At 63.5% G+C, this 15021-nt stretch carries 11 protein-coding genes; 5 read left to right on the forward strand and 6 right to left on the reverse strand.

The window, feature by feature from the left end; translation table 11 throughout:
• Window positions 1-9: 9 nt before the first annotated feature.
• From KW825_RS13665 to KW825_RS13685, 5 genes are all read right to left on the reverse strand, one after another.
• Window positions 10-1059, reverse strand: a complete 1050-nt coding sequence (locus KW825_RS13665) for a fimbrial protein (RefSeq protein ID WP_042652708.1) — start codon at window positions 1057-1059, stop codon at window positions 10-12.
• Window positions 1059-1784 (reverse strand): molecular chaperone, encoded by a 726-nt coding sequence (locus tag KW825_RS13670; protein WP_256353861.1) that lies wholly within the window; start codon window positions 1782-1784, stop codon window positions 1059-1061. The genes KW825_RS13665 and KW825_RS13670 overlap by 1 nt, the downstream gene beginning before the upstream one ends.
• Window positions 1781-4237 (reverse strand): fimbria/pilus outer membrane usher protein, encoded by a 2457-nt coding sequence (locus tag KW825_RS13675; protein WP_371315809.1) that lies wholly within the window; start codon window positions 4235-4237, stop codon window positions 1781-1783. Before KW825_RS13675 ends, KW825_RS13670 begins: the two co-directional genes overlap by 4 nt.
• 167 nt (window positions 4238-4404) lie before the next feature.
• The gene (locus KW825_RS13680) at window positions 4405-5160 is read right to left on the reverse strand and encodes a fimbria/pilus periplasmic chaperone (protein WP_218290604.1); all 756 of its coding nucleotides are present in this window, start codon (window positions 5158-5160) and stop codon (window positions 4405-4407) included.
• 11 nt (window positions 5161-5171) lie between these two features.
• Window positions 5172-5717 carry a fimbrial protein gene (locus tag KW825_RS13685; RefSeq protein WP_218329522.1) on the reverse strand — a complete coding sequence of 182 codons (546 nt, stop codon included), beginning with the start codon at window positions 5715-5717 and terminating at the stop codon, window positions 5172-5174.
• Window positions 5718-5991: 274 nt separating this feature from the next.
• On the opposite strand from KW825_RS13685, the gene KW825_RS13690 reads away from it, so the two are divergent.
• The gene (locus KW825_RS13690) at window positions 5992-6819 is read left to right on the forward strand and encodes a M23 family metallopeptidase (protein WP_218329523.1); all 828 of its coding nucleotides are present in this window, start codon (window positions 5992-5994) and stop codon (window positions 6817-6819) included.
• A gap of 88 nt (window positions 6820-6907) precedes the next feature.
• On the opposite strand, the gene KW825_RS13695 is transcribed toward KW825_RS13690, so the two are convergent.
• Window positions 6908-8245 carry an MATE family efflux transporter gene (locus KW825_RS13695; protein WP_218329524.1) on the reverse strand — a complete coding sequence of 446 codons (1338 nt, stop codon included), beginning with the start codon at window positions 8243-8245 and terminating at the stop codon, window positions 6908-6910.
• Window positions 8246-8398: 153 nt separating this feature from the next.
• Between KW825_RS13695 and mscM the strand changes: the two genes are divergently transcribed.
• From mscM to KW825_RS13710, 4 genes are all read left to right on the forward strand, one after another.
• The gene (gene mscM, locus KW825_RS13700; protein WP_218329525.1) at window positions 8399-11671 is read left to right on the forward strand and encodes a miniconductance mechanosensitive channel MscM; all 3273 of its coding nucleotides are present in this window, start codon (window positions 8399-8401) and stop codon (window positions 11669-11671) included.
• On the forward strand, window positions 11668-11793 hold the full coding sequence (locus KW825_RS20570) for a hypothetical protein (protein ID WP_256351754.1): 126 nt from the start codon (window positions 11668-11670) through the stop codon (window positions 11791-11793). Before mscM ends, KW825_RS20570 begins: the two co-directional genes overlap by 4 nt.
• Window positions 11794-11829: 36 nt before the next feature.
• Window positions 11830-12507: a glycerophosphodiester phosphodiesterase gene (locus KW825_RS13705; RefSeq protein ID WP_218329526.1), complete on the forward strand. Its 678-nt coding sequence runs from the start codon at window positions 11830-11832 to the stop codon at window positions 12505-12507.
• 159 nt (window positions 12508-12666) lie between these two features.
• A complete protein-coding gene (locus tag KW825_RS13710; RefSeq protein ID WP_218329527.1) occupies window positions 12667-14544 on the forward strand; it encodes a methyl-accepting chemotaxis protein in 1878 nt (625 codons plus the stop codon).
• Window positions 14545-15021 lie beyond the last annotated feature (477 nt).

Genomic DNA, 15021 nt, shown 5'->3' on the forward strand with positions numbered 1-15021 from the left:
CTTATCCCCTCAGGGCACGCTCACCGTGACCATGATGGTCCCGGTGTAAGCGCCGGTGCGCACGACCTGGCCCGGCAGCCGGGTCGGGTACAGCCTCACCTGATAATTGGTATTGTGGGTAGCCGCCGAGTAGGGTACCGCGATGGCGGTATCAAATGGAATAGGGGTTGGGCTGCTCTGCTCGAGCATGCCCACCCCGACCCCGGCCAGGCTGGTGGTGATGAAACGATTCTGGCTGGTGAGCGCCCCCCCGAAGCGGTAGCTAAGCGGCACCACATAATCGCTCGGGATCTGGCTGCAGGTGACGCTCACATTGACGCTGCGCGGCGTGTAGCCTCTGGGCACCTCGCCCTCGATGAAGGCGCTCTGCGCCACGGCGCCGAGATCGATGGGGATGCTGGTGCCAGCCGGAAACTGGCAACTCGGGGTCGAGGTGACGCTGATGTTCATCGCCAGCTGGCTGAACGCATTGGCCGGACTGGTATCGGGCGCACTGGAGCGCCGCACGAAGAGGTAGGCGACGGTGCCGCTGAAGGTCTGGGTGCCCGTGACCCCCTTGAGCAGCTTCAGGGTATAGCGCCCGCCGTTGACGTCAATCCCACCCAATGCCAGATTCACCACGTTGCCGATGCAGACGGCCAACAACCCGCTGGAAGTGGCATTGAAAGGAACCGTCCGATAAGTGCCAGCCGCATTGAACTCGGCCTTGAGGCCAAAATAGGAGTTGAGCTTGATCAGGGTCCCCAGAGGATCGGAGACGGTGGGCAGGCTGGTAGTGGCCTGATAATAAACCGTCACCAGCAATCCTACCGAGATCCCGGTGCAATCACAGGTAGCCGAGCTGGTGGTCGAGAAGGCGGTGGCAATACCGGTATCCCCGGGCTGATAGAGAGTCCCTGTGGTGGTAATGGGCCCGGTCGCCACGAAGGGGCTGGTGCATTGGCCGTTGACGGCATGAGCCTTGGGCAGCCACAGCAGGCAACCCAATAACAAGACACCGGCCATCAGGCCACTATTCTTTACTCGACCCACGCTGTTGTTCTCCGTCTGCTCGCCCATCACTGCCCTCCCTGCTGGTTCAGCACAAACCCCTGCTCGTGATAGTTGCCATCGTCGTCGATCCAGCGCAGCCGCCCCCTGGCACCCGCGAGTGCAGCCCCAGGCATAGGGATCGGCAAGATGCCGTAGGGCAGGATCACGCCGGCCTCGTGCCAGCTGAAGCTCTGCCCCCTCGACTCGAGCAGCACCTCGCTCAGGCTGACGTGGAAGGGGGTAGGATTGGTCACCCTCAGCCCGGTGCCCGCCAGCTCGTGCCAGATGAGCCGCTCCGCCGCCCCGGCAGCGGAGCCGGCGAGCCCGGCCGGGCGATAGAACAGCTTGATGCGGGTGCGATAGGCCAGCTGCACGCTGCCGCCCGCGCTTGCGGCCTTGGGCGGCAAGCCCAGCACATTCAGCCAGAACAGCGACTCCCTGTCTCGGGGCAGCGCCCTCAGATCGGCGCCCAACACCCGCAGCGCCTGCCCCTTGTCCGGCCCCAGCCGCATCATGGGAGGCAGCACCAGAAAGGGGGTCGAGACGTCGGCCGGCCCCTGTTGCTCATCGCCCCCATCGACCCAGGCCTGCAGCAGAGTCGGTGCCTCCCCCTGGTTGTGAACCATCAGGCTGGCCTCGCTGGCCCCACCGGCATAGATAAGCCGGGTGCGCATCAGGTTGAGCGCGGCCTCGCAGCTTGGCCACCACAGCAGGGAGCCCAGCGCCAGGAATGTCAGAATGATGTGTCTCATGAGTTTGTTTCCATGGTGAGGCAGCGGGCGGCGACCTGTTGGTAGGGCACCGCAGGATCTGGCTTGGGCACGCGATAATCCAGCCGGCACTGCTGATCTGGCTCCTTCCCCCACTGGACGTAGAGGATAGCCTGCTCACCGCGCACGAAGATGAGCCCCCCCTGGCCGACGACGGCGACCGAGCGACCGGCGCCGTCGACCACCTCGGCGCCAAACGGCAGAACACTGCCGTCCGTCCGCTGGACTTTGAGCAGCAACGGCTGACCAACATGGGTCTCATACGCCAGCTTGACGATGGCGCCACGGCGGGGGGCCACCATCTGGGCGCTGCCATCTATCTCCACATCCAGCGGCAGGCCGCTCGGATCCAGGCCGATGATGTTGGTGCGATAGGGGTTGAGCCCGGCCAGCACGGCGTAACCATCCCCATCCACCTCGCTGCCAATGCCGTGGCTGACCCTAGCCCCCTGGGCGCCCTTGGCCTCCACCAGCGCCATCGTCTCCCCCTGGGTTTGTCCCAGCACCCAGCCCTCTTCATGCACCAGCAGGGTCCCCTTGGCCGAGGCCACATACTGGGAATACCCCTCCCCCTGACTGGTGCTCAGTCCCAGCTGGGTTGCCGCCGTCTGGTACTGGGCATTGGCGCCATAGCCCTGATAGCCCGCCCCGTCTCCCTGGCTCTGGCTGCCGTAGAGCCCGTAGTAGAAACGCCCGTCCCGGGAGCCCCCGTTGAGATCCAGCCTGGCGCTGTAACCCTGCCCCTCCTGATAGGAGACGGTGCTGCTCAGGCGCGGGGCACCGAGTCTATCTCCGATGGGGATGCTGAGACTCAGCATGTATTGATCGCCAACCCCATCGTCCAGCGAGTGGCTGGCCGAGAGCGTCAGGTTGCCCCAGTCAAACCCCCGGTTGTAACCGAGCTGGAAGCTGCTGCTCTCGGCCTCGGCCCCCCAGTAGTCGCGACTGATGCCGTTGAAATAGAGATCCCCCCACTCCCCCACTGGCTGGTTGATGTTGAGCTGGAAGCGATTGCGCTCCCGCTGCAGCTGATCGAGGGTCTGGCTCTGGGCCGCCGCCACATCGTTGAGATCCAGATAGCCTTCGCTGGAGAAACGGTAGGCGGCCAGGGTGAAGTAGGTCTGGGTCAGATCCATCTGCTTGCTGTACGTCAGGCGGTAGCTCTGCCCGGAGAGCGACGGGGGCAGCTCGGAGGCGGCGGGCAGATCCCGCGCCCAGGAGCCGGTGACGTCGAGCGCCAGGGCGCCATAGTCGGAGCCCATGGCGGCCCCCGCCAGCAGGGCCGCATAGTCCTCGGCGGCGATGTTGCCGCCGTACAGGGTCAGGGTGTTGGAATAACCGCGGCGATAGATGCCCTGTAGAAAGTCGGGGCCATCCGGGCCGGCCTCGTTGCGGTAACGGCCCAGGGTCAGGCTGAAGCGGGAGGTGTCGTCCCGCAGCATCTGCACCACGGAGGAGAATGGCAGGGTAAAGCTGCGCTCGCTGCCATCCGCCTCAGTGATGGTCACGTCCAGATCGCCGGCGAAGCTGGTGGCATAGAGATCGTCGATGGCGAATGCGCCGGGAGCAACCTGGGTTTCATAGATGAGGGCGCTGCCCTGACGGATGGTGACCCTGGCATTGCTCTGGGCCACCCCGCGCACCACGGGGGCAAAGCCCCGTTCAAAGTCGGGCAGCATGGCATCGTCACTGGCAAGCTGCACCCCGGTGAAAGGCACGCTGTCGAAGCTGTCCCCCGGGGTGAAGTACTCACCCAGGGTGAGCTGGGCTCTCTGTGTGGTGACATCCCGCTGCACATAGCTGTTGAGGGACTGATAGCTGCCGCCGTCACTGCCCTGCCAGGAGCCGTTATGGCGCAGACGCCAGGCCCCCAGGTTGACGCCGGTGTTGAGATTGACGCTGTTGCTGAACTGATCGTCGGTCCCGCTCAGCTCACTGTAATAAAGATTGGCGTTATAGCCGACGAAGGCCGCATTGATCCCCTGTACCCACTGCTCCGGCCCGACATAATCACGCCGGACACGGCCGACATAGGCCTGCGGCAGGCTGAGCGCCCCGCTCAGGCTGGGCAGATCCAGGCTGAAGCTCGCACCAGGCACCAGGGATTCGACCCGGATGCAGTTACTCTGCATCTGCAGCTTGACCGACGGCTGATTGGGCAACTGATCGACAAGCAGCCCCCATTGCGTAACCTGACCGGGTGTGAAGCAAAACAGCGGGGTCTTGGGATCGGGGCCGGCCCGCACCTCCACCTGCTGGCTCAGCTTGTCCTTGCCATTGATGATGATGTCGAGCTGATAGAGGCCAAGGGGCACGAAGTCGGCACTGGCGAAGCGCGCCAGATCGATGTTCACCCCCAGGCTGTCGAGCAGCTGACTGTCGAATTCGACATCGGCCGCCGGGGCGGGCGGCTTAGCGACGGTGGGAGGCGCCACCTCATCGGCCTGGGCCCAGGCGACCCAGAGGCAGAGCAGCGCAAGCAGGCACCTGCCACTAACCGCCCTTCGGGCCCCAGCCCCCGGGGCGCTGGCACGAGACATTGAATGCTGGGGATGATGACTGGCTGGCACGGCACACCTCCCCCTCAAGAGCCAAAACGGGATCAGTTGAAGACGAATCGACCCACCTCGCGGGCCCCATAATCATTGAGCCAATAGAAGGTCACCGCCTTGGCATGGACCGAACCCGACAGGCGATCGATGGGAAAATCGGCGCTGCCTCCCGGCGACACCATGCCGCCACTGAGATTGCTGTAGCGCCTGGTCTGGGTCGTCTGCAGCTCGAGATTGCTGATGCTGACGTGATACAGGCTTGGATTGCTGGCCCGCAAGGCATAGCCCTCCCCTTGCCGGATCAGGCGCCAGCTCAGGTGATTGGCGGAGTGTTCGACGTTGCCTGCCAACCCCTCGGGGCGATAGAACATCTTGATCCTGGAGCGAAAGGCGAGCTGCACCAGATTCTGGCCCGCCTGGGTGGACTTGGCGCTGGGCGGAACCTCCAGCACATTCAGCCAGAACACCGACTCGCGATCCTGTGGCAGCCCCTGCCCCACATAGGTGAGGCGCAGCGACTGGCCGCGCTGGGCATCAATCCGAGTGATGGGGGGGGTGATCAAAAATGGCACCGATTCGACACCGGGCCGGATGCGGCGGTCGCCGGCATCCATCCAGACCTGCACCAGTGCGGGCACGTTGCCCTTGTTGGTCAGCTCCAGCGTGACTTCACGAGCGGAGGCGGGGTAGATGACCCGGGTACCCGAGATCTGGACATAGCCCCAGGCCTGCCAGGCAACGAGCAACACCATGCCCCAGCCATAGCGCCACAGCCTTGCCCATCCAAGGCCCCGGGGCAGACTCATGGAGGCGATACTCAGTGGTAATCCAGCGAGTAGATGAGGTCCGCCGAGACCAGGCCGGCCCCCACGGCGCCGGTGGCAATGTACTGGGCGCTGTAATAGAGCGTCGCCCCGCCGGTCGCGCTGAAGTCGACCAGCACGTTGTTCCCGGTATTGGTCCTCAAGTCGATGGGGGTGCTGTTGGCCGAGAGGATCTGGACCTCCACGTTCTGAGCCGGGTTTTTCCCGCCCGCCGCGACGGCTTTGTTGCTGAGGTTGCCCGTGGCCTGGGCCACGCCGATGTTTTCGAAGTAGGCTCGCACCGAGCCCGTGGTCGGGCAGCTGGTGAGCGCGAGGTTGAATCCGGTGGCACCGGCGGTCTGGCCTATGCTGCTCAACGCGTTGGTGCTGACGGTGGGCAGGGTCACTGTGGCCGATGCGTTGCCGCCATTGACGGCGATGGCGCAGGTGCCGGCAGTCACTTCCCCATTGATGGTAATAGTGCCGTTGAAGGCGGCGGCGGGGACAGATACCAGCTCGCCCATGGCGAGTGCAAGCACAAAGAGAGCATTCGTCTTCATCACAACCTCCGTCTAGCCCTGGATGCCGCTGGCGACTACCGTTCCCCTGCCAGAGCCTGTCTTCCTTGTCACAATAGGTGTCATTCAACGACCAATATCTAGTGATGCATTAGTAAATAGCACAGGCTGGCCGAGCCTGCCCGCTTCCAGGCAACATCCGGACAACAAATGACGCCACTGCTCGTCCCCGTCGCCCGACGCAGCGGACAGCCCGGCGGGAATGTGGCATCATTTTCCCCCTTTGATTCCACCCCTCTCATTCGATGGAGCCGCCATGCGCCGCCTGTTGTTCCTTGTCCTGCTGCTGGGCAGCACTCATCTTTATGCCGAGCCAGGCTTCATCAGTCGGCTGCTCAATCACCCGGTGCCGGGTGGCGTGGCCGTGGTAGCGCTGGGGGACGCGCCAGAGGCGCCCAGCGCCCGCTATCAGGACAAGCCGGTGCTGGTCGTGCGTGAGGAGGGCCGTCGCTGGATAGCCATCGTCGGCATCCCGCTCAAGAGCGCCACCGGCCCCCATTCCCTGGCGGTGAACGATGGCCGCCGGCTCAGCTTCCTGGTCCAGCCCAAGCACTATCGTGAGCAGCACATCAAGTTGAAGAACGGCCGCCAGGTCAACCCGCTGGCCGAGGACATGGTGCGCATCAACCGCGAGCTGGCGGAGCAGACCGAGGCCTATCAGACCTTCAGCCCTACCCAGCCCAGCAACCTGCTGTTCGACAAGCCGGTGCAGGGGCCGCTCTCCAGCCCCTTCGGCCTGCGCCGCTTCTTCAACGGCGAGGAGCGCAACCCCCACTCGGGCCTCGACTTCGCGGTCGGTGCCGGCACCCCCATCAAGGCGCCGGCCGCGGGCAAGGTGATCCTGATCGGCAACTACTTCTTCAATGGCAATACGGTGTTCGTCGATCACGGCCAGGGGCTGATCAGCATGTTCTGCCACATGTCGAAGGTCGACGTGAAGCTGGGCCAGAGCCTGCCAAGGGGCGGCATCGTCGGCCGGGTCGGCGCCACCGGTCGCGCCACCGGTCCCCACATGCACTGGAACGTCAGCCTCAACGATGCCCGTGTCGATCCCGCCATCTTTATCGGGGCCTTCAAGCCCTGAGCCGGCTCACGTCATAAAAAAGAAGAGGCAGCCTGGGCTGCCTCTTCTTTTTTCACATCCGTCACCCAGGGTCCGGTGGCGGTCGCCTTCAGCTCGCGCCGGCATGCAGCCCCGCCTCCTTGCGCATGGCCCGCCACATCACCAGCACCAGCAGGCTGCTGCAGGTGGGCAGCGCCAGCCAGACCCCGGCCACCCCCCACAGGGAGGAGAAGCCCCACAGGAAGCCGCCGATCAGCATCAGCTTGCCCCCGGTGAGCAGGGAGGCGATGCGGGCCCGGTTGATGGCCTGGAAGTAGGTCGCCCCCACCAGCAGCAGGCCTTCCATCGGCAGGCCCCAGAAGTAGAGCCAGATGCCGAGGCTCGCCACCGGCAGCAGGGCCGCGTTGTCGCCGGCAAACAGATAGACCACCCCTTCCGGCCAGAGATAGAGCGGGATCATGCCGCACAGCGCCACCAGCAGGGTCACCCCCAGCGCCAGGTTGCGCACCCGCAGCACCCGCTGCCAGTTGCCCGCCCCGGCGTTGAAGCTGGCGATGGGCTGGATGCCCATGGCGATCCCCTCGAAGATGAGATAGAAGAAGGCCTCGCTGTAGCTGATCACCCCGTAGGCGGCCACGTGCAGCGAGGTCCCCACCGACAGCAGCGCCTTGTTGTGCAGCGCCAGCACCACCGACAGATAGAGGTACATCAGGAAGCTCGAGACCCCGAGTCGCAGCGTCTCCCCCATCAGCCGCCAGTCCGGCACCAAAGTATCCCAGCGAATGCGCAACTGGCTGCGCGGGGTGAAGAAGTGCCACAGGCAGAGGCCGCCGGTCACCGCCTGGGAGAGCATGGTGGCGATGGCCGCCCCCGCCAGCCCCCAGGGGATCACCGCCATCAGCAGGTAGTCGAGCAGCACGTTGAGCACGCCGCCGCCCACCAGGATCCAGGTGGTGAGGCCGGGTCGCCCGTCGTTGCGCAGCAGGGCGGTGAACGCCATGGAGAGCACGGCGAAGGTCCCGAGCCAGGCATACCACTGCAGATAGGCGAGTCCTGCGTCGAAGATGACCCCCTCGGCCCCCATCCAGGCCAGCATCTCATCCCCATAATTGATGCCGATAAAGGCGAGCACGGCCGAGGCGATGAGCACCATCACCAGCGCATTGCCGACGATGTGGCGCGCCTTCGCCTGCTCCCCCTTGCCGAGGTAGAAGGAGGCGAGCGACGAGGAGCCCATGCCGATCAGCGCCCCCACCGCATAGAGCACGGCGCAGATGGGGTAGGCCAGCATCATGCCGGCCAGGCCGTCCTGGCCCAGGATATGGCCGACGAAGATGCCGTCTATGGTGACATAGACGCCCGTGACCAGCATGGCCGCCACGGTCGGGGTGACATAACGCAGGAAGAGGCGGGAAAGGGGGGCCGTGCCCAGATCGACTGTGGACATAAACTGCTCAACTGAGGGGAACGGCCAGAATAATAGCCAAACAAGACCCGGATCACCCGTTATTTATGTTACAGATCATTAATATGGAAGACTTTACCCGCCCCACCCCCTGCTTTAGGCTAAGGCGACTTCTCATGAACGGAAACGTGCGCCATGTTGCAACGCCTGCTCTGTCTGCTGATCTGCTTCAGCCTTCTCCCCTCGCTCGCACAGGCCGATGACGCCATCACTCAGGTTGAAGAGTTGCTGCAAGGCGTGCCCAAGACCGACACCCCGGAAAACCAGCAGCTGCGGGAGAGCTACCAGCAGGCGCTGCAATACGCCAGGGACGCCCAGCGCTACCGGGAGCAGGGCAAGGTCTACCAGCAGATCCTGATCGACTATCCCAAGGAATCGGCCCGCCTCAAGGAGAGCCTGCACAACTATCAGCCCCAGTCTCGCCCGCCCCTCTCCTCCCTCAAGGAGGAGGCACTGCGCCAGGCCATCAGCCTGAGCAGCAACCGCCAGATCAACCTGCGCAAGGAGCGTCAGGCGGTGATGGATGGCCTCAATCAGCTGGAGAGCACGGGCCAGGAGTATCACCTGCGGGTCGACGAGCTGCGCAAGCAACTGCTGCAGACCCGCGCCCAGCTCGATCGCCTGAGTTTCAGCAACGAGTCGGATCGCCTGCAGGAGGCCCATCAACTGGCCACCCGCCTCAAGGAGCAGAGCCTGTCGGACCGGATCCAGATGCTGGAGCTGGAGCAGCTCTCCGCCCAGCAGCGCAACGATCTCGGCAAGCTGAAGCTGCAGGAGCTCAACCTCGCCATCACCGATGAGGACGAGTGGCAGAACAGCCTGCTGACGCAACAGAACCTGCTGCGGCGGGAGAAGACGGAGCAGGCGTTGGCGGAGAGCGAGCGGTTGCGCCGGCAGCTCACCTCGGATCTGCCCCTGCTGCAGGAGCAGCAACAGCAGAATCAGGCGCTCTCCCTGCAACTCGGCGCCCTGGAGGAGCAGATCGAACGGGTGCAGGACGAACAGCGGGACATCGACAAGTCCCTGTCCGGGCTCAACGATCTGGTCAACTCGGTGCGCGAGCAGCTGGAATGGCTGCAGATCAGCAACGCCTACGGCGAGAACCTGCGCAGCAAGCTGGCCGATCTGCCCAACTACTTCCCGCTGGAGAAGCTGGAGTCCGCCATCGTCAAGGCGCGCATGGCGAAGTACCAGTACGAGACCGAGCAGGATGCCCTCAAGGATCCCGATCAGATCCGCAACAACCTGCTCAGCGGCGATGACATCACCCTGGATCGCGCCCAGCAGGCGGTGCTCGACAACCTGCTCAAGGCCAGACGGCAACTGCTGACCCGGCTCAACGACGCCTCCGACACCCTGATCCAGGAGCAGACCCGGCTCAAGCTGCTCTACAGCCGCCAGAACAGCAAGATCGACGAGATCCGTGACATCAGCGCCAGCCACCTGTTCTGGATGCCGGATGTGCGCCCGCTCACCCCGACCGTGCTGCTCGGGGTGCCCACCGCGCTGAGCCTGCTGATCGATCCCGCCAACTGGCTGCAACTGCCCAGGGCCATAGTGGAAAACAACCCCATGAACCTCACCCTGGCCGGGCTCGGCCTGCTGGTGCTGGCCTGGTGCTGGACCAAGCTGGCCCGCCATCTGACGGAGTACAGCCAGTACATAGCCCCGCGCATCGGCAAGGTGACCCAGGACAAGTTCAGCCTCACCAGCCGTCTGCTGGTGCGCTCCCTGCTCGCCGCCCTGCCGCTGCCGGCCATGGCGCTGATGATGCGCGGCCTGCTGGACGGCGCCTGGCAATATCCGTTCGCGGTCGCGGTGGCCCGTGGCCTCGGCGAGATCTGGTTTCTGCTGCTGGCCCTGCTGGTGGTCCGCCACCTGACCCTGGAGAAGGGGATCCTGATCCTGCATTTTCGCTGGCCGAAAGAGCCGGTGCAGCGGGTGTGGGGCCAGTTCCGCACCCTGCTGCTGGTGCTGATCCCGAGCTTCTTCGTGCAGGGCATGGCCAACAGCTATCAGGAGCACGCCTTCTACGACTCCCTCGGCCGGCTGGCCTTCATCGTCGGGGCGCTCTGGCTGCTGCTGTTCTTCGCCCGCCTCAACCGGGAGAAGCTGCCGCTGACCTGGGGCCAGGCCGACATGACCAAGCCCCATTTGCTGCACCACTTCATCTGGAACAGCCTGATGCTGGCCCCCCTGCTGGCGGTGCTGGGCTCCCTGTTCGGCTACTTCTATACCTCCCGCACCCTGCTGCGCCAGCTGGAGCTGAGCCTGCTGCTGGGGCTCGGCTGCCTGCTCGTCTACTACCTGGCCCATCGCTGGATGCTGATCCAGCGCCGCCGCCTCGCCTTCGATCGCGCCAAGAGCAAGCGGGCCGAGATCCTGGCCCAGCGGGAACGTGACGAGGACGATCTCAGCTCCGAGATCCCGGACGTGGTGGAGGAGCCCGAGCTGGATCTGGACACCATCAGCGCCCAGTCGCTGGGGCTGGTGCGCACCCTGCTGATGCTGGGCTTCACCATGCTGGTGGTGGTGCAATGGTCGGATCTCAACTCGGCCTTCAGCTTCCTCAGCAGCATCGAGGTGTGGCAGGTGAGCAGCAAGGTGGCCGGCATTGAGCAGCTCTCCGCCATCACTCTGCAGGATCTGATGCTGACCGCCTTCGCCTTCATCCTGACCGTGGTCACCGCCCGCAGCCTGCCTGGGCTGATGGAGCTCACCCTGCTCCAGCACCTGAGCCTCTCCCCCGGCACCGGCTTCGCGCTGACCACCGTCAGCAAATATATGGTGATCCTGATAGGTGCCCTCACCGGCTTCTCCATGCTCGGCATCGACTGGTCCAAGACCCAGTGGCTGGTGGCGGCGCTGTCGGTGGGCCTGGGCTTCGGCCTGCAGGAGATCTTCGCGAACTTCGTCTCGGGCCTCATCATCCTGTTCGAGAAGCCGATCCGGCTCGGCGACACCGTCACCATTCGCGATCTGACCGGCACAGTCACCAAGATCAAGACCCGCGCCACCACCATAGTGGACTGGGACCGCAAGGAGATCATCGTCCCCAACAAGGCCTTCATCACCGAGCAGTTCATCAACTGGTCCCTGTCCGATGCCATCACCCGGGTCAAGCTGCGCATCCGCATCGGCCTGAGCCAGGAACCCAAACGGGTGCAGCAGTTGCTGGAGCAGTGCGTGCAGGAGTCCAGCCTGGTGCTGGATACCCCGACTCCCGAGGTATTCCTGGTCGAGTTCACCGACTCGGCGCTGATCTACGAGATCCGCCTCTACGTCAACAACATGGATCACCGCATGCCGATCACCCATGAGGTTCACTCGCTGGTGCTGGAGAAGCTGCGGCAGCAGGGGCTGGGATTGCCGCACCAGCAGATCGATATCAGGATGAGTCGGGGATGAGCGGGATCACCCCATGTCCGTCATGCACCCATGAGGTTCACTCGCTGGTGCTGGAGAAGCTGCGGCAGCAGGGGCTGGGATTGCCGCACCAGCAGATCGATATCAGAATGAGCCGGGGCTGAGCCCGCGCGTCATCCAGGCAACACAGGAGCCATAGCATGCAGATCATTGCCCATCGCGGCGCCAGCGGGCTGGCGCCGGAAAACACCCTCAAGGCGATGGCGAGGGCCATCGCACTCGGGGTCAGTGCCATCGAGCTCGATGTGCAGTGGGCCGACGGCGAGCTGTGGGTATTCCACGACCGGCGGCTGGAGCGCTGCACCGACGGTGCCGGGGTGCTCTGCGAGCAACCCCGCGCCTATCTAGCAAGCCTGGATGCGGGTGAGGGAGAGAAGATCCCGGCCCTGTGGCAGGTGATGGCCCTGATTGCGGGACGCTGCGAGCTGCACATCGAGCTCAAGGGCGCCCACACCGCCGAGCCGGTGGCGGCCCTGACCCGGCGCGCCGAGCGCGAGCTCGGCTTCACCCCGGCGCAGTGGGTCGTCTCATCGTTCCATCATCCCGAGCTGGCGCGCTTTGCCCTGCTGCGACCGGAGCTGCGCCTCGGCGCCCTGACCGCCAGCCTGCCGCTCGAGCTGGCCCGATTCGCCGAGCAGCTGGGGGCCTGGTCACTCAACTGCGATGTGGATTTCATCGATGCCGAACTGGTGGCGGATGCGCACCGGCGGGGGCTCAAGGTGCTGGTCTACACGGTCGACGAGCCGGCCGATGCCAGGGCGCTGGCGACCATGGGTGTCGATGGCATCTTTACCAACCGACCAGATCGATTCAGCTGAGTATCGACGCGGGTTGGCGGGCCATAGAACGTCAAAAATAGATGCTAAATTTCGTGCGCATCGGGATACATAAAGTCCAATTTCAGCCGATACAGTATTGGCTCATAACAATAACAGACCACACCCAGATCTCAGATTGACGCTCACAAGGATGTACACATGAATCTATCCATCAAGAACAAGCTGGTCCTCGCCATCGGGGCCATCATCCTGGTCATCACCGGCCTGCAGGTCTGGTACAACACCTCCCAGCTGCGCAGCGAAACCCAGCGCCTGATCTGGAGCTTCATCGACGACAGCTCGGCCTCCAACGTGAAGGGGATCTCCCGCTGGCTGGACGCCCGCATCAGCATGGTGAGCTCCACCAAGGAGGCCTTCGCCAAGGAGGATGAGCCCATCAGCCACCTGGCCCAGTCCATGAACGCGGGCAACTTCGATCTGGTCTACGTGGGCACCCAGGATGGCCGGATGATCCAGAGCAAGCAGACCAGCCTGCCGGCCGGCTATGATCCGCGCCAGCGCCCCTGGTACAAGGACGCCATGGCGGCGGGCAAGCTCGCCATCACGGCCCCCTACGCCGATGCCGCGTCGGGCAACCTCATCATCACCATCGCCGAGCCCTTCACCCGTGGCAACACCCAGGGGGTGATCGCCGGTGACGTCTCCATCGAGGGGCTGGTGCGCGACGTGCTGGCCATGAACTCCGAGGGCACCTACGCCATCCTGGTGGACAGCAACGGCACCATCATCGCCCACCCGGACAAGGCGCTGACCCTCAAGCCCGCGACCGCCCTCTCGCCCGAGCTGACGCCAGCCAGGGTCAACGAGCTGGCCCATGACCACACCATCTCCGAGATGGATATCAGCGGCAAGGCCAGCGTGTTCGATCTCACCGAGATCCCCAACACCAACTGGTACTTCGGCATAGTGGTGGACGAGGCGGTCGCCTATCAGTCGGTGTCCCGCATGGTCAGCTCCGCCCTGCTGCAGGGGCTGCTCACCATCCTCATCGTCGCGGGCTTCTCCTACGTCGCCATCAACAGCTCACTGGCGCCGCTGAAGACGCTCGGCGAAGCGATTGCCGATCTCTCCCGCGGCAACGGCGACCTGACCCGCCGCATCAAGATCGAGCGGGAAGACGAGGTCGGCACGGTCGCCAGACACGTCAACACCTTCATCGAGCGGATCCACGTGATGGTGCAGGACATCTCCAACTCCTCCGGGCAGCTGAACCAGCAGGCCAGGTCGTCCCACGACATGGCGGAGAAGTCCAACCAGGGTCTGGCGCGCCAGCAGAACGAGATCTCCCAGATCGCCACCGCGGTGCACGAGATGTCCGCCACCGCGGTGGAGGTGGCCAGCAACGCCGAGCAGACCGCGGATGCGGCCCGCAGCTCCTCCAGCAGCTGTGAGCACGGCAAGCAGGTGATCGCCCGCAACCAGCGCTCCATCACGGATCTCGCCACCCAGGTCAAGCAGGCCTCCGGCATCATCCAGGAGCTGGAGAAGAATGCGCAGGAGATCAACACCATCCTCTCCACCATCCAGGGCATCGCCGAGCAGACCAACCTGCTGGCGCTGAACGCCGCCATCGAGGCCGCCCGGGCCGGTGAACAGGGCCGCGGCTTCGCCGTGGTGGCCGACGAGGTGCGGGTGCTGTCCCAGCGAACCCACAGCTCCACCGTCGAGATCCGCAGCATGATAGAGACCCTGCAACGCAACACCCAGGGCGCCGTCAGCACCATGCACGAGGGCCAGCTGCTGGCCCAGAACAGCGTGGAGGATGCGAACGATGCCACCCAGGCGCTGGAGCAGATCACCACCTCCATCAATCAGATCTCCGACATGGCGACCCAGATCTCCAGTGCCGCCGAGGAGCAGCGTGCCGTCACCGACGAGGTCAGCCGCAACATTCAGGCGGTCAAGGACGTCTCCGATGAGCTGGCCGTGGATGCCGACAGCTCCCGCAACCTGTCGGCCCAACTCAAAAATATTTCAGGTGAACTCAACAATCAGGTGGGCATGTTCCGCATCTGATACCGTCAAATAAGAAGGAGCCATACAGGCCCCTTCTTATATAAAGTCTTTTGGTTTCAGTAGTTATAATCCCCCCCTCACTCCCCCCATCTCTGTGATCTGCCTCTCCCTTCGATTAACATCCTGACGCATACGTGTCCCTCTCAAACTATATTCGCATTACTTTTTTGAAGCATTTTTGCCCCCTGCTTCGTGAGAATAATTATTATTAAATATTTTTGATAAAAAACTTAAAAACTTTAGGGGTAATACCTAAAAAGAGAGGCATTTCTCATTTTTTTGAAAGAAAACTACGTACAATCTTGGAGTTAAAATAATCCGAGCAATGATTACGGCTGATCCAGATCACTGATGGATGGCGATAATGACGGCATTTTTATCCAAGGAATGGGGTGGTTTTAATAAAAACCACCATTGCCAAGCACTAAAACAAAGCAGTTTGACTTGCATCAAGCCTGAATTTTTTTCATAGAGCAA

Source organism: Aeromonas sp. sif2433 (genome assembly GCF_019218705.1).
Lineage (GTDB): Bacteria > Pseudomonadota > Gammaproteobacteria > Enterobacterales > Aeromonadaceae > Aeromonas > Aeromonas encheleia.

Bases quoted from the DNA above. Each gene is read 5' to 3' on its own strand.
- KW825_RS13670 (WP_256353861.1), bottom strand. From the start codon at position 1,784: ATGAGACACATCATTCTGACATTCCTGGCGCTGGGCTCCCTGCTGTGG.
- KW825_RS13665 (WP_042652708.1), bottom strand. From the start codon at position 1,059: ATGGGCGAGCAGACGGAGAACAACAGCGTGGGTCGAGTAAAGAATAGT.
- KW825_RS13680 (WP_218290604.1), bottom strand. From the start codon at position 5,160: ATGAGTCTGCCCCGGGGCCTTGGATGGGCAAGGCTGTGGCGCTATGGC.
- KW825_RS13685 (WP_218329522.1), bottom strand. From the start codon at position 5,717: ATGAAGACGAATGCTCTCTTTGTGCTTGCACTCGCCATGGGCGAGCTG.
- KW825_RS13710 (WP_218329527.1), top strand. From the start codon at position 12,667: ATGAATCTATCCATCAAGAACAAGCTGGTCCTCGCCATCGGGGCCATC.
- KW825_RS13690 (WP_218329523.1), top strand. From the start codon at position 5,992: ATGCGCCGCCTGTTGTTCCTTGTCCTGCTGCTGGGCAGCACTCATCTT.
- KW825_RS20570 (WP_256351754.1), top strand. From the start codon at position 11,668: ATGAGCGGGATCACCCCATGTCCGTCATGCACCCATGAGGTTCACTCG.
- KW825_RS13705 (WP_218329526.1), top strand. From the start codon at position 11,830: ATGCAGATCATTGCCCATCGCGGCGCCAGCGGGCTGGCGCCGGAAAAC.
- mscM (WP_218329525.1), top strand. From the start codon at position 8,399: ATGTTGCAACGCCTGCTCTGTCTGCTGATCTGCTTCAGCCTTCTCCCC.
- KW825_RS13695 (WP_218329524.1), bottom strand. From the start codon at position 8,245: ATGTCCACAGTCGATCTGGGCACGGCCCCCCTTTCCCGCCTCTTCCTG.